The sequence below is a fragment of the Bacillota bacterium genome, assembly GCA_040754315.1.
In the GTDB taxonomy this organism is placed as follows: domain Bacteria; phylum Bacillota; class Sulfobacillia; order DUSP01; family JBFMCS01; genus JBFMCS01.
In genome coordinates this window covers 145224-169428 of sequence record JBFMCS010000014.1, presented here as the reverse complement: position 1 = coordinate 169428, position 24205 = coordinate 145224, and the positions used below count along the sequence as shown (strand labels likewise).

20 protein-coding genes, 7 tRNA genes, 1 other RNA gene and 2 pseudogenes are annotated in these 24205 nt (G+C 57.5%); 3 read left to right on the top strand and 27 right to left on the bottom strand.

All coding sequences use genetic code 11. From position 1 onward, the window contains the following. Window positions 1–65: 65 nt before the first annotated feature. Together AB1576_03320 and AB1576_03315 are read left to right on the top strand one after the other, a co-directional pair. Window positions 66–1775 carry an IS1634 family transposase gene (locus tag AB1576_03320; protein MEW6080811.1) on the top strand — a complete coding sequence of 570 codons (1710 nt, stop codon included), beginning with the start codon at window positions 66–68 and terminating at the stop codon, window positions 1773–1775. A gap of 1036 nt (window positions 1776–2811) precedes the next feature. Then, complete coding sequence (locus AB1576_03315) at window positions 2812–4020, top strand: tyrosine-type recombinase/integrase (GenBank protein MEW6080810.1); 1209 nt, start codon at window positions 2812–2814, stop codon at window positions 4018–4020. 21 nt (window positions 4021–4041) lie between these two features. On the opposite strand, the gene AB1576_03310 is transcribed toward AB1576_03315, so the two are convergent. The 23 genes and pseudogenes from AB1576_03310 to AB1576_03200 form a co-directional block, all read right to left on the bottom strand. Continuing rightward, window positions 4042–4116 (bottom strand) — tRNA-Gln (locus AB1576_03310). Between the two features lie 17 nt (window positions 4117–4133). Next, the gene (gene gltX, locus AB1576_03305; protein ID MEW6080809.1) at window positions 4134–5657 is read right to left on the bottom strand and encodes a glutamate--tRNA ligase; all 1524 of its coding nucleotides are present in this window, start codon (window positions 5655–5657) and stop codon (window positions 4134–4136) included. Window positions 5658–5680: 23 nt separating this feature from the next. Next, window positions 5681–6604: a thiamine pyrophosphate-dependent enzyme gene (locus tag AB1576_03300; protein ID MEW6080808.1), complete on the bottom strand. Its 924-nt coding sequence runs from the start codon at window positions 6602–6604 to the stop codon at window positions 5681–5683. Between the two features lie 9 nt (window positions 6605–6613). Then, window positions 6614–7795: a pyruvate ferredoxin oxidoreductase gene (gene porA, locus AB1576_03295; protein MEW6080807.1), complete on the bottom strand. Its 1182-nt coding sequence runs from the start codon at window positions 7793–7795 to the stop codon at window positions 6614–6616. A gap of 2 nt (window positions 7796–7797) precedes the next feature. Beyond that, complete coding sequence (locus AB1576_03290) at window positions 7798–8133, bottom strand: 4Fe-4S binding protein (GenBank protein ID MEW6080806.1); 336 nt, start codon at window positions 8131–8133, stop codon at window positions 7798–7800. Continuing rightward, window positions 8130–8711: a 2-oxoacid:acceptor oxidoreductase family protein gene (locus AB1576_03285; GenBank protein ID MEW6080805.1), complete on the bottom strand. Its 582-nt coding sequence runs from the start codon at window positions 8709–8711 to the stop codon at window positions 8130–8132. The genes AB1576_03290 and AB1576_03285 overlap by 4 nt, the downstream gene beginning before the upstream one ends. 270 nt (window positions 8712–8981) lie before the next feature. After that, a pseudogene (locus AB1576_03280) lies at window positions 8982–9245 on the bottom strand (class II aldolase/adducin family protein). 280 nt (window positions 9246–9525) lie between these two features. Beyond that, a complete protein-coding gene (locus AB1576_03275) occupies window positions 9526–9786 on the bottom strand; it encodes a pro-sigmaK processing inhibitor BofA family protein (GenBank protein MEW6080804.1) in 261 nt (86 codons plus the stop codon). A gap of 65 nt (window positions 9787–9851) precedes the next feature. Further along, on the bottom strand, window positions 9852–10121 hold the full coding sequence (locus AB1576_03270) for a YaaL family protein (GenBank protein ID MEW6080803.1): 270 nt from the start codon (window positions 10119–10121) through the stop codon (window positions 9852–9854). Between the two features lie 173 nt (window positions 10122–10294). Beyond that, window positions 10295–10888: a recombination mediator RecR gene (gene recR, locus AB1576_03265; GenBank protein ID MEW6080802.1), complete on the bottom strand. Its 594-nt coding sequence runs from the start codon at window positions 10886–10888 to the stop codon at window positions 10295–10297. 14 nt (window positions 10889–10902) lie between these two features. Continuing rightward, window positions 10903–11217: a YbaB/EbfC family nucleoid-associated protein gene (locus tag AB1576_03260; GenBank protein MEW6080801.1), complete on the bottom strand. Its 315-nt coding sequence runs from the start codon at window positions 11215–11217 to the stop codon at window positions 10903–10905. A gap of 6 nt (window positions 11218–11223) precedes the next feature. Continuing rightward, complete coding sequence (gene dnaX / locus AB1576_03255; GenBank protein ID MEW6080800.1) at window positions 11224–12774, bottom strand: DNA polymerase III subunit gamma/tau; 1551 nt, start codon at window positions 12772–12774, stop codon at window positions 11224–11226. A 127-nt stretch (window positions 12775–12901) separates the two neighbouring features. Beyond that, window positions 12902–13165, bottom strand: an RNA gene (gene ffs, locus AB1576_03250) — signal recognition particle sRNA large type. A 15-nt stretch (window positions 13166–13180) separates the two neighbouring features. Beyond that, a tRNA-Ser gene (locus tag AB1576_03245) sits at window positions 13181–13274 on the bottom strand. A 20-nt stretch (window positions 13275–13294) separates the two neighbouring features. Beyond that, window positions 13295–13388: transfer RNA gene (locus tag AB1576_03240), tRNA-Ser, on the bottom strand. Beyond that, window positions 13341–13841: a tRNA adenosine(34) deaminase TadA gene (gene tadA / locus AB1576_03235; GenBank protein MEW6080799.1), complete on the bottom strand. Its 501-nt coding sequence runs from the start codon at window positions 13839–13841 to the stop codon at window positions 13341–13343. The genes AB1576_03240 and tadA overlap by 48 nt, the downstream gene beginning before the upstream one ends. 27 nt (window positions 13842–13868) lie before the next feature. Further along, window positions 13869–13945 (bottom strand) — tRNA-Arg (locus AB1576_03230). Window positions 13946–13975: 30 nt separating this feature from the next. Beyond that, window positions 13976–14052 (bottom strand) — tRNA-Arg (locus AB1576_03225). A 4-nt stretch (window positions 14053–14056) separates the two neighbouring features. After that, window positions 14057–14150 (bottom strand) — tRNA-Ser (locus tag AB1576_03220). A 225-nt stretch (window positions 14151–14375) separates the two neighbouring features. Continuing rightward, window positions 14376–14465, bottom strand: a tRNA-Ser gene (locus AB1576_03215). Between the two features lie 192 nt (window positions 14466–14657). Continuing rightward, the gene (gene serS / locus AB1576_03210; GenBank protein MEW6080798.1) at window positions 14658–15968 is read right to left on the bottom strand and encodes a serine--tRNA ligase; all 1311 of its coding nucleotides are present in this window, start codon (window positions 15966–15968) and stop codon (window positions 14658–14660) included. A 14-nt stretch (window positions 15969–15982) separates the two neighbouring features. After that, a complete protein-coding gene (gene mtnA / locus AB1576_03205; protein ID MEW6080797.1) occupies window positions 15983–17014 on the bottom strand; it encodes an S-methyl-5-thioribose-1-phosphate isomerase in 1032 nt (343 codons plus the stop codon). Then, entirely contained in the window at window positions 17011–17811 is an 801-nt protein-coding gene (locus AB1576_03200) for an S-methyl-5'-thioadenosine phosphorylase (protein ID MEW6080796.1), read from the bottom strand. The genes mtnA and AB1576_03200 overlap by 4 nt, the downstream gene beginning before the upstream one ends. A gap of 350 nt (window positions 17812–18161) precedes the next feature. On the opposite strand from AB1576_03200, the pseudogene AB1576_03195 reads away from it, so the two are divergent. Further along, window positions 18162–18780, top strand: a pseudogene (locus AB1576_03195) (transposase). 113 nt (window positions 18781–18893) lie between these two features. Here the strand turns inward: AB1576_03195 and AB1576_03190 are convergent. From AB1576_03190 to gyrA, 4 genes are all read right to left on the bottom strand, one after another. After that, window positions 18894–19541: a lactate utilization protein gene (locus AB1576_03190; GenBank protein MEW6080795.1), complete on the bottom strand. Its 648-nt coding sequence runs from the start codon at window positions 19539–19541 to the stop codon at window positions 18894–18896. A gap of 337 nt (window positions 19542–19878) precedes the next feature. Further along, window positions 19879–21336 (bottom strand): RtcB family protein, encoded by a 1458-nt coding sequence (locus tag AB1576_03185; protein ID MEW6080794.1) that lies wholly within the window; start codon window positions 21334–21336, stop codon window positions 19879–19881. Window positions 21337–21350: 14 nt separating this feature from the next. Continuing rightward, a complete protein-coding gene (locus AB1576_03180; protein MEW6080793.1) occupies window positions 21351–21743 on the bottom strand; it encodes an archease in 393 nt (130 codons plus the stop codon). Window positions 21744–21748: 5 nt separating this feature from the next. Further along, entirely contained in the window at window positions 21749–24190 is a 2442-nt protein-coding gene (gene gyrA / locus AB1576_03175; GenBank protein MEW6080792.1) for a DNA gyrase subunit A, read from the bottom strand. Between the last annotated feature and the right edge of the window lie 15 nt (window positions 24191–24205).

Here is a 24205-nt window from a genome sequence, read left to right as displayed (position 1 = left end):
ACGATATATCTAGTTGCCAATCGTTGAGTATTATGGTATAATGCCTTATATATGGAGGTGTTGCCATGAATCTGCAAGTGGGCAAAAGCAACGGCCGTCGTTATCTTTCAATCGTTCAGGGCTATAGAGATCCTGTGACAAAAAAGGTCAGGCACAAAACGGTTAAATCCCTCGGGTATCTCGATGATCTCGCAAAGGAGTACCCGGACCCCATCGCCCATTTCAGGGGCGTCGTCGAGGACATGAACAAGAAAGCGGCTTTGGAAAAGCAGCCGGTCGCAATCAGCCTCGATCCCAAAGAGACTCTGACCCAAAGCCAAGCCAACCGGAAGAATATAGGCTACGCTGCGCTCAGCAAACTCTACCACGAACTTGGCCTCAATACTTTCTTCTACAATAACTCCAGATCGTTTAAGTCGGACTTCAACACAAATAACATCATGAAGCTCCTGGTCTTCTCCCGGATCCTTGACCCCGCGTCCAAGAAAAAAACCTACGAGGACAAAGACCGCTACTTTGAGAACACAAAGTTCTCATTGGACGATGTCTACCGCTGCCTTACGCAGGCCGTCACTTTTAACGACGGCCTGCAGATGCATCTACACCGGCAGATGAAGAATAGATTCGGGAGAAGCACCGACCTGGTTTATTACGACGTCACGAATTACTACTTCGAGACCGACAGGCAGGACGAGATGAAAAGAAAGGGCGTGTCCAAAGAGCACCGCCCGGACCCGATCGTGCAGATGGGGCTGCTCATGGACACAAAAGGTATCCCTGTCTTATATGATCTTTTCCCGGGCAACACCAATGACTGCGAGACCCTGATGCCAATCTTGGATAAAGTGAAAAAGGATTACGAGATCGGCCGCACCATCGTCGTCGCGGACAAGGGGGTCAACACGGCGGACAACATCGCGTTCAACCTTGTCCGAGGTGATGGGTATGTCTATTCGCAAACTGTGCGCGGCGGAAACAAGGAACTCAAAGATTACGTCCTGGACGGCTCCGGGTACAGGCAGATCGGCGATGATTACAGAATCAAGTCCAGGCTGTATCCACGCGAAATTGCCGTCAGCAATGCCAGAGGAGGCAAAAGCAAAGTCCGCATTGACGAAAAACAGGTCGTGTTCTACAGCTCCGAGTACGATCGCAAGGCAAAGGCTGACCGTGAACCTGTCCTCTTAAAAGCCCGGGACCTGGCAAACAACCCTGCAAAATACAACAAGGCCACCTCCTACGGTGCTGCGAAATACGTGAAGAATCTTGTTTTCGACCCGGATACGGGCGAGATCATGACTACAAAGCAAAAGCCCGTATTCGATGAGAAGAAATTGCGCGAGGAAGAAAAATTCGATGGCTACTACGCCATCGTCACCAGCGAGTGGAAAAAGAGCGACGAGGAGATCATCGAAATCTATCGCGGGCTATGGCGTATCGAAGAGGCGTTCAAAGTCACGAAAAGCGACCTTGAAGCCCGCCCTGTTTATCTTTCGCGCAATGACCACATACAGGCGCATTTCCTTATCTGTTTCGTTGCTCTTGTTATCGCCCGCCTGTTGGCACAGTGCCTCGGAAACAAATATTCCATCCCAAGGATCGTGGAAAGCCTGAACAAATCATCAGGAAGCCATCTCGAAGAAAACTGGTATGTCTTCGACCACGCCGATGAGATCACAAAAGCAATCACCGAAAAACTCGGCGTAGATCTCAGCCGCAAGTATCTTAGACTAGGGGACATTAAAAAAATCCTGGGGGCCACCAAGAAAACCTGAATACGCAACCACTCTATGTAACATAAAAATGCCGCCGAGTGCTTACTACACAGGGCCTCGGCGGCTCTACTGCTCCGGTTGCTGCAAAAGTCAGGTTTTTTGGCCGTAGAGGTGCCACAGAGTTTCTCAGGACCACATATGGTGACTCTAGGAAAAGACTGTCGCTACTATATACGCAGGAACTTTCAATCTGAGCCCATGACAGAGGACGAAGTCCGTACGGCCTATTCTCGTGTTTCACGAGCGAAAAAGATGGCGGATGAGATATATCGCTCTCTACGATTCCCCATATGGGAAGGCACTTGTATTACGTCCTTGGCCGTCATACCGCTGTTCGGTTCAGAATATCTAATTGACCCACGTCGGGTTGCTCCTGGAGATCTCTCAAAACTGAATGGGACTTCGCCATATAGCACGCTCACTCAGGCGGTGAGTAGGCTAGAGCGATATCCCGGGGGTTACGAAGAACAGTTGTCGCATCAATCCGAGAGAACAACCCGGGCAACATGCATCTTGGTTTCCGGGTTCTTGGAGCACATTCATCCCCTTCATTTAGTTAAACCCGATGAAGGGAAAATCCGACTGCCGGCTAAATTATTGATAGACATCTGTCACATGTACCTACAGTATTTTGGAGAAGTCTACAGTTTTGTCGGATACCATGGGCCAGTCCAGGTATACCTCACTCTAGAAAACACCAAGGGTACTGTACTAAGCGTAAATCCAGGGTCATGGTTGGTTGATGAGCAACCTTTTCCTGAAACGGCTTTTAGCCACTCAATGAATACCTATGTGGACGATTTAAGGTACAACACCCTGTCCATCGTACAAGAGTTAATGGATTATCTGTGGATCGCGTATGGGCAGGAGAGGTGTTTCTGTTTCACGGAAGATGGTTCGCGCGAACCGCGTTTGTGAGACATTTCGGCTGATAGAGCCGATACTAGGTGAGGTTGAGGACACCTGGGCCGTCATTCAGTATGATGATGCCACCTTCAACGTCGCATGGGGCCCTCCTCCCCAAGGAGGCGTAGTCATGCCCGGCCACATTGAGAAGCGCCGCAAGTCCTCATATCTGGTGATAGTAGAAGGCGGCTGCGACCCCCTCACGGGGAAGCGGGTCCGCGTCACCAAGGCAGTGAAGGGCCCGAAGCGGGAGGCGGAGCGGGTCCTCCACCAGCTCATCGCGGAGATCGAGACAGGGACGTACATTGACCCGGCTAAGGTCACGTTGGGGGAGTACCTGGAACACTGGCTGGAGGCGTACGCGAAGCCCAACCTGGCCCCCCTCACGTTTAACGGCTACAGGGATGTCGTCATGAAGCACCTTCTACCCGCGCTTGGTTCCCTGCAGTTGTCCAGGATCCAGCCCATGTTCATCCAGCGCTACTACGCCAGGGCGCTGGAGGCAGGCCGCCGTGACGGAAAGGGTGGCCTCTCCCCGCGGTCCGTGCGGTACCACCATGCGGTCTTGCGGGAAGCGCTCAAGCATGCCGTCAAATGGCGCCTGATCCCGGTAAACCCGGCGGACGCCGCCGAACCCCCGAAGCCGAAACGCCCCCAGGTCAAAGCCCTGGGGCCGCATGACATTGCACGCATCCTGGAGACAGCCGACGCCTTGCACCACCGGGACCGGTACCTTATTCGCGCCGCTGTATATACGGGCATGCGCCAGGGCGAGCTGCTGGCCCTCCGGCGGGACGATGTGGGCCTGGAAGCCGGCACCATCTATGTGCGCCAGGCGCTGCAGCGGATTCCGGGGGAAGGCCACTCGTTCAAAGAACCTAAGACCGAGAAAGGGCGGCGGGCGACCGCCATGCCGACCTTGCTCGTTGAGACACTCCTGGCCGTCCAGGCAGAACAGCCACAGAACCGGAAAATGATTGCGGAGATCGGATACCCTTACCATGACCATGGACTGGTCTTCTGCAATTCCGATGGTAAGCCCCTTGACCGTTGCGGCGTGACGCGCCGCTTCAAGACCCTGGCCGCCCGGGCGGGCTTCCCTGACGTTACCTTCCACGCGCTCCGGCACAGTCACGCCACGGTACTGCTTGCCCAGGGCGTGCATCCCAAAGTGGTCCAGGAGCGCCTCGGGCACAGCACCATCAGCATCACCATGGACACCTATTCCCACGTCCTCCCAGGCCTGCAGGAAGAGGCCGCGTGCAAGCTCGATTCCGCATTTGGGCAACCATTGGGCAACCGCGAAGCAAAAACCCGCCCGGACAGGCGGGTTCACTAAGCCGCTATGCTCTCGTTTACTTGGCTGGGGAGGGTGGATTCGAACCACCGCAGCCAGATCCAGAGTCTGGCGTCACTACCACTAGACCACTCCCCAGCGTATGGCTAATTATATCATGTTGGTCGCCTCGCATCAACCTTGCCAGGGTCATCTTGGGCAGATGCCTGGGCGCTGTTGTTCTCAGCCACAGTCCTCCTGACCCATTCAATGGCTCGTTTCAGCCTTCTAAGTGTAGTATCCTTTCCGAGGAGAGACATGATGTGGAATAGGCCTGGGCCAACGGTCCTGCCAGTAAGGGCGAGCCGTGTCGGGTGTATAAGGAAACCGCCGGAGATTCCCAGGGTATCTATGAGGCCCCTGTAGGCGCTTTCCACCGTCTCTAGTGAGAAATCGGGCAATTGCTTAAGAACATCGTACGCCTTTTCCAGGAGATCTAAGACACCCTCCCGGGCAAAGTGCTTTACCACGCCCCCTTGGTCATAGTCCCAATCCTCTGAAAGGAAGTAGGATATGGCGTCGGGCACCTCTTCGAGCGTCCGGACTCTCTCGGAAACCACAGACACCAGTTCCTTGACCTGAGCCCTCTCCTCCGCGGTGATGTCCGCCGGGACCAACCCAGTCTTCTGTAGGTGAGGGATGCTCAGCTGGGCCAGGCGCTCTGGGTCTGCCTGCCTTAGATAGTGCCCGTTCATCCACGCCAGCTTGGTAACGTCATAAATGGCCGGCGTGGACGATATCCTGTCGAGGGAAAACTTATCGACCATCTCAGGTATGTCCATGAATTCCTGATCATCCCCAGGGGACCAGCCAAGGAGAACCAGGTAGTTCAGGATGGCCTCAGGAAGGAAGCCTGCCTCGCGAAACTCCTCGACGCTGGTGGCCCCGTGTCGCTTGCTGAGCTTGCTCCGGTCTGCCGCCAGTATCATAGGCACGTGAGCAAATGCGGGAACCGGAAGGTCCAGGGCTTGGTAGATCATGACTTGGCGGGGTGTATTGGAGACATGCTCGTCACCCCTGATAACGTGGGTAATCTTCATACCGACGTCATCCACTACACAAGCGAAGTTGTAGGTGGGCATGCCGTCAGACTTCATGATGACGAAGTCACCAATGACTAGATTGTCAAAGGTCACGTTACCCCCGATCAAGTCGCTAACGATAGTGGCACCGCTGTCCGGGGTCCGAAGTCTCAACACCCATGACCTTCCCTGGGCCTCCAAGGCCTGTCTCTCCAAGGAGGTAATCTCCCGGCAACGCCCATCGTATCTCGATAGATCCCCTCTCTTCCTTGCTTCATTCCTGCGTTGCTCTAGTTCCTGTGGGGAACAGTAACAGTGATACGCTAAGCCTGTCTCTAGCAGTTCCATGGCGGCTTCCCGGTAAAGGTCCTTGCGCTGTGACTGCCAGTAGGGCCCGTAGGGGCCCCCCACCTCGGGCCCCTCGTCCCAGTTTAGTCCCAGCCACTTTAGGCTATCCAGGATCTGGCGGCAGGAATCCTCCAGAGTGCGTTCCGTGTCGGTGTCTTCCACCCTCAGCACCAAGGTGCCACCGTGCTTGCGTGCAAATAGCCAGTTGAAAAGGACTGTTCTCGCTCCTCCGATATGCAGGTATCCCGTTGGGGAAGGAGCAAATCGCACCCTAACAGTCACAGGTGTACCTCCTAGCCTGTCTCGCAGCGCTTCAGCAGACTCTCCCAGTTCCTGTCAACCCATCCCTGCAGCTCATCCAGGATAGCCTTATTATTTCCCTTGAACAGGTGCCGGAACCGCCCTTGCCTCTTTAGCCACTCTTCCAGGGGCTTCTTCTCCTTTGGTTTCTGCGTTAGCCTCCATACACCGTCCTCTACTTCATAAAGGGGCCAGTAACAGGTGTCTACTGCCAGCCGGCACAGGTCTATGGTCTCACTGGTCTGAGTGCGCCAGCCCCTTGGGCAGGGCGCCAGCGCGTTTATGAATGCGGGGCCATCGGCCGCCAGGGCCTTCTCCATCTTCTTCACCGCATCTGACCAGTGGCTGGGAGACACCTGGGCCACGTAAGGTATGTTGTGAGCAGCCATTATGGCTGACAGGTCCTTCCTATGCATTGTCTTACCCGGCACCTTGCTTCCCGCGGGGCTTGTTGTGGTGTCAGCCCCTAAGGGAGTGGAGCTGGAGCGCTGGATCCCAGTGTTCATGTAGGCGCCGTTGTCATAGCAGACGTACACCATCTTGTGGCCTCGTTCAGCGGCCCCGGAGAGAGCCTGGAACCCTATGTCGTAGGTTCCTCCGTCTCCTGCGAAGGCAACGAACTTGATGTCTTCCTGGATCTTCCCCTGCCTCTTCAGTGACTTGTACGCTGCCTCAATACCGGAGATGGTGGCCGCCGCATTCTCAAAGGCTGAGTGCATCCATGATGCACGCCAAGCCGTATAGGGGTAGATGGTCGTGGCAACCTCAAGGCATCCTGTGGCATTGGCGAGTACCAGCGGAGTGTCCGCTGCCTTGAGCAATTGCCTCACAACGATGGAAGCACCGCAACCTGCGCAGAGGCGATGTCCCCCTGTCAGGAGCTCGGGCTTCCTTGTAAGCTCTTTAAGGGTCGCCATAGAAATCCCTCACTCTCTAACGCCGATATAGGCGACGTCGGATTGTCCCTTGCCTGCCTCTGCAGCCTCAACGGTGGACTGGTAGACTGCCCTGATATCGTCAAGCCCCACATCCCTACCACCCAGGCCGTATACAAAACCCTGGGCTATTGGCTTGGTGGCTTCCTCGTACATTATTGAACGGATCTCCGTGAACAGGGGACCGCCAAGGCAGGAGTAGCTGTCGGCCCTGTCCATCACTGAGAAGGCCTTCAGGCCCCTGAGTGACTCAATGAGTTCCTCCCGGGGGAATGGGCGCAGCACGCGGAGCTTGAGAAGGCCGGCCTTGACTCCCCTCTTGCGGAACTCGTTCACCACGACCTTGGCTGTGCCAGCTGTGGAATTCAGGACCACCACTGCCACTTCCGCCTGGTCCATCTGGTACGCTTCGAACAGGCCATATCTCCTCCCGGTCAGCCTCTCGTACTCCCGGGCAATGTCCAAGATGATTGGCTTGGCTCGGTGCATGGCTTCAGCCTGTTGCTTCCGGAACTCGAAGTAGTAGTTCTGAAGCGCCAGCGGCCCTACTGTCATGGGCCGTTTGGGCTCAAGGAGGCTATGTTCTGGCTTGTACTCCCCGACAAAACCACGCACCAGCGCATCGTCCTCAACCACAAGGTTCTCCAGCCCGTGACTAGTGATAAAGCCATCCTGGCATACCATAGCCGGCAAGAGCACATCGGGGTGCTCCGATATGCGAACGGCCTGTATCATGTTGTCATAGACCTCCTGGGCGTTCTCCGAATACAGCTGGAGCCACCCAGAGTCCCGGGCACCCATGGTATCACTATGGTCGCAGTGTATGTTGATTGGACCGGAGAGTGCCCTGTTCACCACTGGCATCACGATGGGATTCCTGTAAGATGCCGCTATGTACAGCATTTCCCACATCAGCGCGAGGCCCTGGGAGGATGTGGCCGTCATGGCCCTGGCACCCGCCGAGCTCGCAGCTATGGTGGCGCTCATTGCGCTGTGCTCGCTCTCCACGGTAACGAATTCCGTCCTTACCTTGCCATCGCTCACGAAGCTTGAAAAGTACTGGACTATGTCAGTCTGAGGTGTGATGGGATACGCAGCCACCACATCAGGATCGATCTGCTTCATGGCCAAGGCTACAGCTTCATTGCCAGTCAGGGCCACCCTGTTCCCCATCTTTAGGCCCCCTCTCCCATGGCAGACTCACTCTCACTGAGCATGTCTATGGCGTGCACCTTCTCGGGGCATTCCATCTCACATATGCCGCACCCCTTGCAGTGCTGGTAGTCGATGCCTGTTACCTTCCCATCGGACACGATGATGGAGGAATCCGGGCAGAATATCCAGCACCTCAGGCACTGGATGCACTTGTCTTTGTGCCAGATGGGCTTGTATGTCCTCCATGCGCCTGTCTCATAGGCCTCAGCATTGCCAGCCTGCAGTATAACGGCCCCCCTGGGCAAGTCCTTCCACCCAGTGTTCTCAGGCAACACCCGCTCCCGCTTCGCGGTCATTCGCCCTTCACCTCCTGGAACGCCCGGTCCATGGCTTCAAGATTGCCTTTCACGATCTCTTCCCTCGCCTTGAACTTCTTGTGCAGCTCATGCTTCATCAGGTTCAAGAAATCCTCCCGGGACAGCATTCCGGTGACCCTCATCAGCGCCCCCATCATTGGTGTGTTGGGTATGTCTCTCCCGATGGTCTGTAAGGATATGCGACTGGCATCCAGCGTATAAACGTGGTAAGCCTCATCAAGCCCGAGTCTTTGTCTCATCTCCTCCGGGCCATGCGGGGTGTTGACAATCACGGTGCCTCCCGGTTCAAGCCCACGCGTGACGTCTGTTGACCCGATGAGCGTGGGGTCCAGTACAACAACGAGCTTCGGGTTCGCCACATTGCAGTGAAGGGTGATGGGTGCCTCGCTTATCCTGTTAAAGGCCAGTATGGGTGCTCCCATTCGCTCTGGCCCGTATTCGGGAAACCCTTGGATGTACCTGCCTGCGGCCGATGCTGCCTCCGCCAGCATGACAGCGGCGGTCTTCGCACCTTGACCGCCCCTGGCATGCCATCGAATCTCGATGAGCTCCGGCAACTCCTCTACCTCCCCGTGCATCGAATTCCGATGGGACTCCTATTCGACTCTCTCCCCGGGGCGTCGCAAAAAGCAAATTGCGATCCACCAGGATCGGCTATCGTGAAGCCCCAGCCCAGGGCTCAAAGCCAATCATTTGCCTTCTCCGCCGGATTTGCGGTTTGCCGCAGTCCTATAAGAGTGTAGCAAACTACCCATCTACAGTCAATGATACGCTCTGGAGCAGCGCCGGAATCGCAATAGACCCATCCCGTCCCAAGGAGGCGGGCACTAGCGACATTCTTGCCGCATTTTCCAGGCAGAACACAACCTCTTCCGCGCTGTCCAGGTTCTCAGTGAAGGCCAGGTCTTGGGAGCCCGAGGCACTCTTGGTATCCGGCGGATAGAAGACAGCGACTCGCTGCTTATGGCAACAATCATTATTGGGACGCCCAAGGCAGTACAGGCCAAGGAATGGGGGAAGTGGGTATGGATGATGGCACTTACAGGGGAGCTTGTCCGGTACACAGCCATGTGCATGCGCCATTCTTCCGAAGGCCTTCCTCCAAAGGATCGGCCCTCTTGTGTCCACCTCCACCATGTCCTCCGGCCTTAGGCTAGCCTTGTGGACCCTGAAGGTGCAATCAAGAAAGGAGACGCCGCTCGCAACCGCACACCCAGGTTGCCGCCGAGGGCGTCATAAGGCATCTCTCGAAACAGTCCCAGGGCGCACTCGGCCATCTCGTCGTATGGGTATGACCCACTTTGCTTGTTCCCAATCTTATTATGGTATCCGCTAGAATGATAGCACTAGAGAATATGCCCGGTCAACGCTCTAGACAATCCGCTGGACGATGACGAGGAGAGCAACACCGGGAACGCCAAGGTAACCGGCAATGGCAGCCGTAGCGAGGTTGATGGGTAGGTGGGCTCCAAAGTAAGAGGCTACTAGATTGAAAACGAAGAGGCCTAACCCGCCAAGGGCCATGTGATAGGCTAGGGAAACCAGTAACTTGGCGGGTATCCAAAGCACCCGGATAAGGAAGTAGAGCAGAACAAGTCCAGCTCCGTAGGCCAGTAGCATGCTATTATCCATGATGTCCCCTTGCCTCCCACGAAGGCACTGTCTACTTCATGGTATGGTTCGGGGACAAACTTATGCTATGGCTCTAGCGGGTGGGTCACATTTTCCTCCCGGGCTTGCCTGAGCACACACATGTATTTTCGCTGGGCAGCCTCCATCAAGTAAATGGCATGGTCGACTAGTTCTGGGTCTGAGACGTTCTCGAAGTGAGCCTTGGCTACCATCCACTCTCTCCGGGCTTCTTCCACTGCTCGAAGCAGTCCTGGAGCCTCGGCCTGGACCACTTCCTCATCATGGGGTACCAGCCGGGCGGCCAAACCCGAGAAAAAGGATAGGATCCTGTGCATCTTCCATCCCTCCAGGAAGACCCTCTACCCTAAGATACGCAAGGGTTCACGGATTCTCCCCAGAAGCAAGGATAGCCAAAAACTGGGTATTCTATTCAGGAACTGGGAGCGATTCGATAAGGTCCCTGGCTGGCGGGAACAGAGGCAGGGTCACAAGGCAGGTGCCTATGCCCCTATAGGGAACGGCGGCCTTCCAGCGCCTTAGTAAGCGTGACTTCATCAGCATACTCCAGGTCGCCCCCGACAGGGATTCCGTGGGCGATCCTGGTAATCCTGATGCCCAGGGGCTTGATCAGCCTGGCCAAGTACATAGCGGTGGCTTCCCCTTCAATGTTGGGATTGGTAGCAATGATTACCTCCTGCACCTGAGAAGCATCAAGGCGGGAAAGCAGTTCCTTTACCTTTAGGTTCTCCGGACCTATCCCGTCCATGGGGGATATGGCACCATGCAGCACATGGTAAAGGCCTCGGAACTCCCGAGTCCTCTCCATTGCAGCCACATCCCTAGGCTCCTCCACTACACAGATCACGGTCTCGTCACGCCCGCCGGTGCACATGGCGCAGGAGTCGGTATCCGTCAGGTTGAAGCAAATAGAACAGTACCTCAGCCTCTCTCTGGCATCGGTCAGGGCTGTCGCCAGTCGCCTCACATCGTCCGGTGGCCGGTTGAGGAGGTGAAACGCTAGGCGCTGGGCGGTCTTGGGGCCTATACCCGGTAACCGGCTGAGCTCCTCTATAAGCTTTGCCATGGGGCGGGGATAGTACATAGACACCCTCCCGTTTACATCAATCCGGGAATGTTCAAGCCCCCGGTAATCTTCGACATCTCTCTGTTCACCATTTCCCTGGCCTGCTTCAATCCGTCATTGACGCATGCCAGAACCAGGTCTTGGAGCATTTCGGGATCATCCGGGTCTATGACATCCCGGGCAATCTTGATGTCCTTGAGTTCCAGGTTACCATTAAAGGTGGCGGCTATCATGCCGCCGCCAGCTGAGGCCTCCACTGTTTTCTCACCTAGCTCAGCCTGCATCTTCGCCATGTCTGATTGCATCCGCTGGATCTGCTTGAGCATCTTGCCCATATCAAGTCCCATTTTATATTAACTCCCCTCTTCATTATCCTCGAGGTCTACAAGAGCTCCGCCAAAAACCTCTGCCACCACATCCAGGGGATCACCTGCAGGTGGCGAAGGGCTCTGGACTGCCTGGGAGTCCCCGCGTAGCTGGCAAGATATCTTCAGCCGCTGTCCCACCATGCTCTCCAAGATGTCGCCCAGCATTCGCGCGTTGGATGCCCTCTCCATAGCCCCTTTGTGGAACGCGGTGCGAAAGCAGAGAACGAGGGTCTCCCCTTCCACGGCCGTGGGCTTGGCATCAAGAAGCAGGGCCTGCAAGGGCGCGTGTAGTTTCCTGGCTTGGAGCATTACCTCCTGCCACACGCCCTCCACCGTGTCCAAGGTCACACCCCCGGGGGAGGACCCGGCCGCCCGTGCCTTGGCCGGTCCAGCCTTCTTGGGCTTCTCCTGGCACGGCATCGCAGCGCAAGCCGTCTCTTCTTCATATCCACGAGCATGGCACAATCTCACCGCAAACAGTTCAAGCCACAACTGCGGCCGACCAGAAAACCGTATCTCACCGCCAGCCTTGGAGAGCAGGTCAAGCGCGCTCAATATGCGCTCCTTCCCGAAAACCCTGGCCTGTTCGCGATAGAGCGCGTCGTCCTCAGAACTCAGGTCTACGAGGCCTGCCGGATCCCTGACGGAGAGTAGTACGAGGAGGTCCCGGAAATGGTCTCTCAGATCCTCGAGAAACTGCCCAAGATCTACCCCCTGGCGGGCGAAGAGATCGATCTGGCCTAGCGCAGACGCCACATCCCCTCTTCCTATTGCCTCAGCCAACTGGTACACAACGTTGCGCCCGACCCGCCCCAGCACTTCCAGAACGTCGTCTCTTTTTACGTCCCCCTCTGCGTACACAGCGCACTGGTCAAGGAGCCCAAGGGCATCCCTGAGAGAACCCTCGGCCCTTCTTGCTATGGTCTCCATCGCGCCATCAGATACACTGACCCCGATCCTTGCCGCAACGTCTGCAAGGCGCTGCCTGATTTCCGCTTCTGAGAGACGGTGAAAGTCAAACCGCTGGCACCGGGATAGTATAGTCGGGGGCACCCTGTGGGGCTCTGTGGTGGCAAGGACGAACATGGCGTGCTCGGGAGGCTCCTCGAGGGTCTTCAGGAGGGCATTAAAGGCCTCTGGTGTTAGCATGTGAACCTCGTCAATGATATAAACCTTCATCCGGCAGTCTATGGGGGAGTACTTGACCTTCTCTCTCAGGTCGCGGATTTCTCCTATCCCCCGGTTCGAGGCCGCATCAATCTCAATTACGTCCATACAGGTACCGTTGGCTATGGCGTGGCAGACGCTACATGTGGAGCAGGGCTCCTGGGCTGCGCCCTTCTCGCAGTTGACTGCCCTTGCCAGTATCTTGGCAACACTGGTTTTACCTGTACCCCGGGGTCCCGTGAAGATGTAGGCGTGAGCCGCACGATCAGCGGCAAGTGCGTTTCTCAGTGTACGCGTTATGTGTTCCTGACCCACGACCTCCTTGAAGGTCTTGGGTCTCCACTCGCGGTACAAGGCTGTATATGTCAAGATGTGCCCCTCCCTATTGGAGTCTTCTACCCCTCAAGGGGCTTTCCCTTCACATCGATTTCCTGGGCTCGCGCAACAGAAGACATCAAGAAGGGTGCGAATGACTTCGCACCCTGTGGTCTTCTGGCCGTGCACCTGGCTCCGACCTCACTCTCCAGGCGTTACCTGAGCAGGTGGCTCCGATCAGGCGCGCCTGCGGCACACGCAAGACTCCGCTTACCGCTGCTCCCTTCCAGGCCTGGCGGGGTTTACGGTCTTCCGTTGCGCAGGACCCGATCTTCCTTGCTCCTTTTTCAGGCCAGCCCTGAAGGGATACGGCCTCGGCCAGGCATCGACCCCGCTGTAGCGGGTTGCGGGTTACAGGGCACCGCTACCTCCCCGTCTAGCACGGCCAATACGAAAACAATGGCGGAAGGGGTGGGATTCGAACCCACGAGACAGGATTTGGCCCGTCTACTCGCTCTCCAGGCGAGCCCGTTCGGCCTCTCCGGCACCCTTCCACTGCTTGACTGTTGTTAGATGGCGGAGGGAGTGGGATTTGAACCCACGAGACGGCTTCTAACCGCCTACCCGTTTTCGAGACGGGCCCGTTCAGCCAGCTCCGGCATCCCTCCAGAAACAACCCGGAGCCTTTGGAAGAACTCCCTTAGGAGAGATCTGCATTCTGACTCCAAGATACCGGGTATGACCTCGACCTTATGGTTGAAACCCTCAGCCAGAGCCAGATCCACGACTGACCCGCAAGCCCCTGCCTTCGGATCCTTCGCCCCGTACACTAACCTCTCCACTCGCGCCTGCAATGCGGCGCCGAAACACATAGGACAGGGCTCCACTGTGACGTAGAGCGTGCTGCCGGTGAGTCTCCAGCCCCTAGCCCTCAAGCCTGCCTCGCGAATCGCTAGGATCTCTGCGTGGGCCGTGGGGTCTTGCAGTCTCTCCCTGAGGTTGTGGCCCCGGCCTATAACCTGGCCATCCAGGACCACGACGGCACCGATAGGTACCTCCCTGGCCTCGAAGGCCTTCCGGGCCTCCGCAAGAGCCATGCTCATGAAGGCTTCATGCTCCATAAACCACAGTTCCCCTGCGAAAAAGCATGGTGCGCCCGGGAGGACTCGAACCCCCGGCACGGGGTTTAGGAAACCCCTGCTCTGTCCGCCTGAGCTACGGGCGCAAAACGGTAGCGAGACTCTGCATAGTTAGATGGTGCGCCCGGCAGGATTCGAACCTGCGGCCCCCGGATTCGTAGTCCGTTACTCTGTCCAGCTGAGCTACGGGCGCACTATGGCGGAGGGGGTGGGATTCGAACCCACGGAGGAGATCATCATCCCCTCAACCGCTTAGCAGGCGGCTGCTTTCGGCCGCTCAGCCACCCCTCCAGATCGCTCTCTCCACTGCCTAGATATAATATCACACAGCGATGGGAAACACAACGAACTCGGGCCTGGCGTCTTTTCGATAATGCCGGCAATTCTGGCTACACCGCTGGTAAACAGGGTTTTCCAGGCTCATGCTGGCTCGTCCCGGCAGGTCTCTTGTAATCTGGCATCACACGACGCCCCGGGTGGAGCAGCACTAAAAGGTAGGTACTCGCCAAGTTCTCATGGCGGAGGGGGTGGGATTCGAACCCACGGTGGGCTTGCACCCACAACGGTTTTCAAGACCGCCGCGTTCAACCGCTCCGCCACCCCTCCGGTTAACCAGCCCTTATTATGAACTCAGCGGGACACTGGGGACACAGGCATTCAGCGGTCCGCCCACCAGGACTGGCGGCACGCTCTGGGCCAGCCTGGTTACGCCCCGTTACTTATCAGCCCCAATCTAACACAGCATCATGGCAGTGTCAATCCGTCTAGGAGCCCGAAAACCCTTGTCTTACAGGCAGTTCACCCCAACAAGCCAATAGGTCTCTGGCTGGCTCCGGTCACGACCTGAAGCCCGCCCATGTAGGGCTGGAGGGCTTCTGGTATATCCACAGTGCCATCTGCAGTCTGGCAGTTCTCAATAATGGCAGCGAGCGTACGCCCCACCGCCAGGCCCGATCCATTAAGCGTGTGCACGAATTCAGGCTTAGCTCCCTGGGCTGGCCTATAGCGAATACCTGCCCTGCGCGCCTGGAAATCTGTGAAGTTGCTGCAAGACGAGATCTCTACATACCGCTTATAGCTAGGCATCCATACCTCAACATCATACTTCTTTGTCTGGGTGAACCCCATGTCTCCCGTGCACATTTCAATTATCCTATATGGAAGATGTAACCTCCTGAGAACCTCGGCAGCGTTGTCTGTCAGGGCCTCAAGCTCGTCATAGGAGGTCTCGGGAGTCACGAACTTCACCATTTCTACCTTGTCAAACTGGTGCTGGCGGATGAGCCCCCGGGTATCTCTCCCGTGCGAGCCAGCCTCAGACCGGAAGCAGGGAGTGTAGGCCACGTAGTAGATGGGAAGGTCCTCTGCATTCAGGATCTCATCGCGATGAAGGTTCGTGACCGGGACCTCGGCTGTGGGAACAAGGTAGTAGTCCTGTTCCCTAAGCTTAAAGGTATCCTCCTCGAACTTGGGTAGCTGCCCAGTACCAATCATTGAATCCCGGTTGACCATGAATGGGGGCAGAACCTCCTGGTAACCGTGTTCAGTCGTGTGCAGGTCTATCATGAACGCTATGATAGCCCTGACGAGCCGGGCGCCCATGCCCTGGAACACGGTGAACCGGGCTCCCGTGATCTTGGCGGCACGCTCGAAATCCAGTATGCCCAGATCAGTTCCGAGTTCCCAGTGGCCTTTGGGAGCAAACTGGAAGTGTCTAGGGGTCCCCCACTTTTTCACTTCAACGTTGCAGGTTTCGTCGGGACCCACTGGCGCGGAGGGGTGCGGCACATTGGGAATCCATAGAAGCCTCTCGTCAATTTCGGCTTGGACCTCCGCAAGATTCGCATCCAGATCCTTGATCTTCTGAGACACAAATCTCATGTTCTCGGTCAGGTCCTTGATGTCTTCGCCGCACTTCCTTTTGTGACCCACCTCTTCGGATACGCGGTTCCTGAGGCTCTTGAGCTCCTCAACCTCCAGAAGGAGGGAGCGCCTGTTCTCATCCAGGGCAAGGAGGGCATCCACATCTATCTCGCTGCCCATACCCTTCTTCCCGATCGCATCCTTCACCGTATCCGGGTTCTGCCTGATGAACTTGATATCCAGCATGCCGATACTACCTCCTAGTCTAGCATGGCCGCTTTGAGGCTCATCTCGTATGGCGGCCTCAAGACCCCTCGCTCACTGATGATGCCAGTGATGTAACGGGCCGGCGTAATGTCAAAGGCTGGGTTAAGCACGGGAACCTCCCTGGGAGCAACGCTCTTCCCTCCTATGCTTCTTACCTCTTCTGGGTCTCTCTCCTCAATGGCTATTGAGGTTCCGTCTGGAATGGACAGGTCCATGGTAGAACACGGCGCCGCGACGTAGAGGGGTATGCCATGTGCGCGAGCTAGCACCGACAGGCCGTAGGTACCGATCTTGTTTGCCACATCCCCGTTTGCCGCAATCCGGTCAGCTCCAACTACCACTAGATCCACCTGCCCAACCGCCATGAAGTGCGCCGCCATGCTGTCGGTGATAAGTGTCACAGGAATCCCGTCCTGTGTGAGTTCCCAGGTAGTCAGCCTCGCCCCCTGGAGCACAGGCCTGGTCTCCGTGGCCAACACCCTGAACCTGGTCCCAGCCTCAAAGGCCGCCCGCACCACACCCAGCGCGGTCCCGAACCCCCCTGTTGCCAGGGCCCCAGCGTTGCAGTGCGTGAGGACACCTGCCCCTTCTCGAATAAGGCCTGCGCCGTGATGTCCAATCCGCCGGTTCATTGAGACATCCTCGTCGTGGATAGCCTTGGCCTCGTTCTCCAGAACAGCTACCACCTCCTCCCTGGGCATGCCCACGAGGCCTCGCGCCTTCGCCTGCATCCTGTTGATAGCCCAGAACAGGTTCACTGCGGTGGGGCGTGTGCCTGCCAGCATGCTGGCAGCCTCGTCCAGTGCGACCTGAAGGTCGCCGGGAGCCTGCCGAGCCGCCATGGCCATGCCGTAGGCGGCGCTCACCCCTATGGCAGGGGCTCCCCTTACCGTAAGGTTCCGTATGGCCTCGGCCATTTCCGTTACCGTTCTGCACTGGACGTAGCGGACCTCACCCGGCAGGGCCCTCTGGTCAAGGAGTACAACGGTGCCGTCCCGGTACTCCACCGGTGATATGTCTTTCATCCCATGCCTCCCGCCTTGGCTATGGCTTCACACTCACAGGTCCTGTCATCCGCCAGTTCCTCCACCATTCGGAAGAGCAGTCCCCTCAGCCGGTGGTTGTTTTCGCGGAAGACCCTAATGACCTCCTCGTGGGTGACGGGCTTGATCTCCGGGGAGCCCTCTAGCCCCACATCGTAGTCGGTTATGAGGCTGATGTTCACGTAACACATGCCCAGTTCCCGGGCGAGAATTGCCTCGGGATACTGGGTCATGTTGATGACCTCCCAGCCCATCTGACCAAACCACTTGCTCTCGGCCTTGGTGGAGAACCGAGGGCCCTGTATTACCACCACTGTTCCCCGGTCGTGGCACGGTATACGCAAGTGTGAGGCTGCTCGACCCGCTGCCTGCCGGCATTCGGGGCAATAGGGATCCGCGAAGCTCACGTGGGTGGTCACGGGTCCATCATAGAAGGTGTCTTTCCTGCCCCAGGTCCTGTCGACCATCTGATCGCATATGACGAACTCACCAGGCTTCACATGGGGCTGGAGGCTTCCCGCTGCGCAGGGGCCGATGACCCGTTTGACCCCCACTTCCCGGAAGGCCCAGATGTTAGCCCGGTAGTTGATGGCATGAGGCGGGTACTGGTGGTCCGCACCGTGCCTTGGCAGGAACGCCACGTTCTTGGTTCCGACCTTCCCCAGCGCCACCTTCGAACTAGGTGCTCCGTAGGGCGTGTTTACCTTGAGTTCCTCGAAATCCTCCAGGAAACCATAGAACCCTGATCCGCCGAAGACCCCGATCTCCGCTGATTCCATCCTCCGTCCCCCTCGTATAGTTTGAGTTGGAAACTGAGATGCAACATAGGGACAGATCTTGATCTTGAGGGCGTACCCCTGAGACAATCAAGCTGCGCTGGCCAGGGTCACTCTTGGTCCCTCCTGTAGCCTGGCATGGCCGGTGACTTCTCAAAAAAGAGTGAGACCCGAAACTCGGTGGTCGTTTCTGACCGTGAGCTGAGCCGGCGGCCTTGTGCCCCTGGATGTCAGCAGGTTCAGGGTGCACCCGCGCACAGGCACCCGAGTTCTCATGGCCCGCGAGGTTGAAGGCACAGCGAGCCCTCAGGGATACGACCCAAGACTTTGCCACCCGAAGGAGGCTAGAGAGAATGTCTCCGGTGTTTTGTGGCATCGATGTTAGCGCTAACTCCTTCGTGGCTTTGTGCATTGACCAGGACGGAAACCGCCTCGGTCCCGCGAGGTCTTTCGATAACGACCTGGTGGGTGCAGGTAGCCTCGTGGCATTCCTGATTGACCTGGCCAGACAGAGGCAGGCTTCGCGCTTGGAGATCGGCCTTGAATCCACCTCCGTATATGGGGCCCACCTGCGTGATTTCCTTGTTACATCCAACGACTCGAGCCCTTTTAACGCTAATGTCTATGAACCGGGCCCGGCGCTCGAGATATCCGCCGTTTCCATGACCAGGCGGCTCTTGCCCAGTATGCCGGCCTTACCTGGACCCGCTACCAATCCGGCGACTTCGATGCCCAGGAAAGAAGACTCACAAAAACCGGGAACCGTTACCTCAGCTACTACCTGGAAAAGCGGCTAACTCGTTGCGGGTGCACAACGAGGAATACCGGGCCTTCTACCAGTCAAAGTACGCTCGGGTTCCCAAGCACCAGCACAAGCGGGCCCTGGTCTTGACTGCTAGAAAGTTTGTCCGTCTGGCCTACGCACTGCTCGGCAAGGGCCAAGTCTACTTCAAAAAGCAGGTGACCGGTTAAGACGACCATTTGATCACCAGCTGCACCCGTAGCCTGAAAGGCTTCTTGCTGCCTTCTACGACTGCAAGTCTCAAATCTTCCAATTTGGTCCCCTTGACATTTCACCGTGAGTCTTAGAAACCTAGTTCCTCTCCTACCAGGACTACCTGTACAGCGGTTTCCGCTGGACATCTCTCCATGATGGTCAGCACCCTGCAGATCCGCCCGGGGGACCGGCAATCCAAACATTCGCCCTTAGTGGCACAGGGTGTGTCGCAATTGAGCCTCTTTGCATTCAGCACCGCGGCGTAGTGCCGCGCCCTCAGCATAGCCTCGTCGAGGTCTGCGGTGATCTTGTTCACACCCGCAATTATCACCACAGTCCTGGGACCAAACACCATGGAGGCCACCCTGTTGCCGGTGCCATCGATGTTGACAAGCACTCCGTCCTCGGTTAGCGCGTTGGTGCTGGTGAGGTAGACGTCGCAGTTCAAGGCCTTCCTTCTCTGTTCCAGGAGCTCAGCTCCGTAGGGCAAGGATGGATCTGTAATGAAGTGGTCGCCCCGGTCCAGGAGGGCATCAAGGATGCCAGCCTGGCGAAGAGTCATTGAGCCGCCAGTGGCCAGCAATGAACCGGGTGGCACTATCTCCAGGGTCTTCTTCCGGGCTGCAGCCGCATCGGGTACGTAACACGCTGAATACCCCCGGCGCTTGAGGGCATCTACCACTCTACTGGCCCTTGCCTCTCTGTACCATGCCCTTAGTTCTTCCACACTGGACATCTTCACATCTCCCCTCTAGAAAACTAACCCCTCGTCCCACGATATCCCTATCGGGGCGAGAGGTTCCTCCCGCGTTGCCACCCCACTTGGCCAAAAGGCCCGCTTAAATGCCGTTAACGGTGGCTCCGCCGGACTTGGATTGTGTCCGCCCGGGGCTGTAGAGGCGGATTCAGCACACCCCCTCGACCGGCTTTCACCAACCGCCGGCTCTCTGCCCGGAGAGCACGCCTACTGGTCCTCTCTTCTTCACGCCTTTGGCCATTTTCAGATTGGTTTCAATATATCACAGAGGAAGCGCCCGCCGCAACGCCTTGCAGCGCACGAAGACAGGGCCGGGCTATCCCTTCATAACCGCCAGGGGCTTCAAGACTGCCACCAGCCGGGATAGGTTGGCGCGGGCAACTACGCCCACAACGTCATCCACGTCCTTGTATGCCTCAGGGGCCTCCTCAGCCAAGGCTGTATCGCTCCCGGCCCTTACGAGGATCCCCTCTGCCTTGAGGCGGCTACGTAGGGAGGCACCCTTTATGGCCTTCTTCGCGGCTGCCCTGGAGAGCAGCCTGCCTGAGCCGTGACACGTCGAGCCGAAGGTCTTTCCCATGGATTCCTGGGTTCCCGCCAGTACCCAGGACTTCCTTCCCATGTCCCCTGGTACCAGTACGGGCTGGCCGGATGATTGATATGCAGCAGGCAGCGAGGGATGCCCAGGGCCGAAGGACCGGGTGGCCCCCTTCCTGTGGACACACAAGATGACGGGGTTGCCCTCCAGCCGGTGGTCCTCGGTCCTGGCAATATTGTGGGCAACATCATACACGAGGTGTAGCCCCAACCCGCCTGGGCTGGAACCCAGGGCCGTGGCGACAGCCTGCCTCAGGAAGTGGGTCAGGCATTGACGGTTCGCCCAGGCGAAGTTTGCGGCGCAAGCCATGGCCTTGTAGTATGCCTGTCCCTCCGGGGACCCTAGTGGGGCACAGGCCAGCTGGGCATCCGGAACGCGTACGCCATAATCCACCAGAGCCCGGGACATCACTTTAAGGTGATCTGTACACACCTGGTGTCCCAGGCCCCGGGAACCTGAGTGTACCTGGAATACAACCATCCCAGGACTGAGCCCGAAGGCGTCCGCCAGTTCCCTCTCGTGAATCTCGGCAACCACGTCCACTTCGATGAAGTGATTGCCGGATCCGAGCGTACCCAGCTGATCAAGTCCCCGTTTCCGAGCCTTGTCGCTTACATGCTCCGGGTCTGCTTCTCTCATCTGGCCTCGCTCTTCGCAAAACTCGACGTCCCGGTCTACCCCGTAACCGTGCTTGACCGCCCATGGCGCCCCGCCTAGAAGCACCTCCTCTAGGTCCCGCTTGCTCAGGGAAATGGCTCCCTTTGAACCCACACCCGAGGGAATGCTCCGGAACATCTCCTCGAGCACCCGGTGCAGCCTGGGCTGGATCTCTGCCCTGTTGAGGCTGGAACACACCAGCCTGACACCGCAGTTGATGTCATAGCCGATGCCTCCTGGGGCTATCACCCCCTGGTCCATTGACATCGCGGCCACCCCGCCAATGGGGAACCCATACCCCCAGTGGATATCGGGCATGGCTAGGGATGCCTTAACTATTCCCGGCAGGCATGCTACATTCGCAACCTGTTCGGGAGCTTGATCCCTCAGGATGTCCTGGATCATCTCTCTAGTAGCGTAGATGACCCCCGGGACCCGCATGCCTCTCTCCGGGTCGGCGGGGATTACCCAGGTTGTCTCGTCCCGCTGGGTGAGTGGTCCCTTATAGTCACTGGTCAAGGCTGTATCACTCCTTACACATCCAGGGTAACCTCAACAGAGGTGTCCGTCGCGATTACGTCTTGGTAGGTAGCGGCCTTGATGTTTCTGATGGCCAGGTGGCGATGCTGCTGAAAGGTTTCTCCGGCAAGGACGGCTGATATACCTTCTTCGCCAAGCCTTATGTCAACACACGAGGCGATTGCCCCCTCCGTCTCGTAAAGGAAGAGAACTTCGTTGAGAAGGTCTGGGACCGCGAGGCAGCGTGGGCCTGAAGCCTCGGCCACCCACTCCTGGACGGGCTTGACGGGCCCTTTCACCATTAAGGCATACATGCCGAGCACAAGGTGGGCGAGGGCCTCAGCGAGCGAGCCCCCGGTTGACTTCAGCCTCAGGTCGGCCCCTCTATCCAGGAGATAAACGCCCATCGTTTCTAGTTCCCACCGTTTTGGCCTGCAACGGTGGCCAACGCCACAACCACTTGACCCTCGCCAAGTCGAATCAAGGTAACGCCCCGGGCAACGCGACCGGTCTTCCGGATGTCGCTCACCGGAAGCCTTATGGCAATGCCCTGGTTCGATATCAGCATTACCTCGTCTGTATCACTTACAACCCGGAAGCCTACCATCCGGGCACTTCCGGTTGGGCGAGACAGTTCCATCGTCTTGATGCCTCGTGTTCCCCTAGAACGAGGCCTGTACTCTGACAGGGCAGTGCACTTGCCCAAGCCGTCACTGGCCACCACCAGCACATCGCGGCCCTCAACCACTCGCTCCATGCCCACGACCTCATCGCCGGCCTTGAGGCGAATGCCTCTCACCCCCCGGGCCGTCCGGCCCATGGGCCGGACATCATCCTCGGAGAACCTTAGACACATGCCGGAGGCGGTGGCCAGGACCATCTCGGATGAACCGTCAGTGGCTCGCACAGATATAAGCTCATCCCCCTCCGATAGGGTGAGGGCTGCAAGCCCGGCTCGCCTCAGGTGGACGAACTCTTGTACCGGCGTCTTCTTCGCAAAGCCCTTCCTTGTCGACATGAACAGGTAGCCCTTGCCTTCGAAGTCTTTCACGGGGATGACTGCGGTGACGGATTCTCCGGGATCCACTGGGAAAAGGTTGACCATCGCCATGCCTCTTGCCTGGCGTCCCATCTCCGGGATCTCGTGTACCTTGAGGCGGAACACCCGGCCCAAGCTGGTGAAGATGAGCATGTAGTGGTGCGTGGTAGTAACGAAAAGGTGTTCAACGAAGTCCTCTTCCTTGGTCTGTATGGCAGTTACTCCCCTGCCTCCCCTGTGCTGGCTCCTGTAGGCAGTGACAGGGGCACGCTTGATGTAACCTCCGTGGGTAATGGCTATGACGGTATCTTCCTCGGCAATGAGGTCCTCCACAGCGAAAATCCCCTCTTCCGGGGCTATGATGGTGCGCCTCTCATCCCCGTACCGGTCTTTTATCTCCGAGAGCTCCTTTTTCACAATGCGGTAGACCATGGTCTCGCTGGAGAGTACCGCCCTGAGGTATTCGATGGTCTTGAGGAGCTCCTGGTACTCTTCCTCAATCTTGGAGCGCTCAAGTCCGGTTAGGCGCTGGAGCCTCATTTCAAGGATTGCCTGGGCCTGCTTCTCTGAGAGGGCAAAGGATGACATAAGGCCTTGGCGAGCCTCGTCCACCGTGTGTGAAGCCCGGATCAGGCTGATGACAGCATCCAAGTTGTCCAAGGCAATCCTGAGCCCCTCGAGAATATGGGCCCTAGCCTCGGTCTTGGCCAGTTCGAACCGGCTCCTCCTGGTGACTATGTCCTTCTGGTGTTGCAGGTAGTGCCACAGGAGGTCTCTGAGCCTTAGCACGGCTGGGCGGCCTGAGACCAGTGCCAGCATGATAATGCCAAAGGTCTGCTGCAGCTGGGTGTGTTTCAGCAACTGGTTCAGGATGACGTTGGCGTTTGCATCCCGCTTGAGCTCGATGACAACCCTGAGCCCGCTCCGGTCTGACTCGTCCCGGAGGTCGGCTATTCCTTCAATCCTTCGCTCCCTGGCCAGCTCTGCGATGCGCTCCAGGAGGCGTGCCTTGTTGACCTGGTAGGGCAGCTCAGTGACAAGTATCTGGTGCTTGCCATTTTCGCTCTCCTCTATCCTCACCTGCGCGCGCATGGTTACAATGCCCCTCCCGGTTTCGTAGGCCTCCCTGATGCCCTCGCTTCCGAGGATAAGGCCGCCTGTGGGGAAGTCAGGCCCTTTCACCAGTCCCATAAGCTCTTCGGTAGAGATCTCAGGGTTATCTATGAGGGCGATTACTGCATCCAGGACCTCCGAGATGTTATGGGGCGGGATGTTGGTTGCCATGCCCACGGCTATGCCCGAGGACCCGTTACATAGCAGGTTAGGGATGCGTGATGGGAGAACCAGCGGTTCCTGCAGGGAGTCATCAAAGTTGGGGCCAACGTCAATGGTGTCTTTATCTATATCCCGAAGCATCTCCGAGGCTAACCTGCTCATCCTCACTTCAGTGTAACGCATGGCTGCGGGCGAGTCCCCGTCAACCGAGCCGAAGTTCCCATGGCCATCCAGGAGGGGATACCTGCTGGAAAAGGCCTGGACCATCCGGACCACGGCATCATATACCGAGAGGTCTCCGTGGGGGTGGTACTTGCCCAGGACCTCCCCCACGACCCTCGCCGCCTTCTTGTATGGCTTATCGTGGGTCATGCCCATCTCCTGCATAGCCCAGAGGATCCGCCTGTGGACTGGCTTGAGGCCGTCGCGTACATCTGGTAGCGCCCTGGCCACGATCACGCTCATGGCGTAGTCGATGTAGGACTTCTGCATCTCCTCTTCAATGCTTACATCCAGGACCCTACCCCGGCTGAACAATATGACCTCCTCACTTTC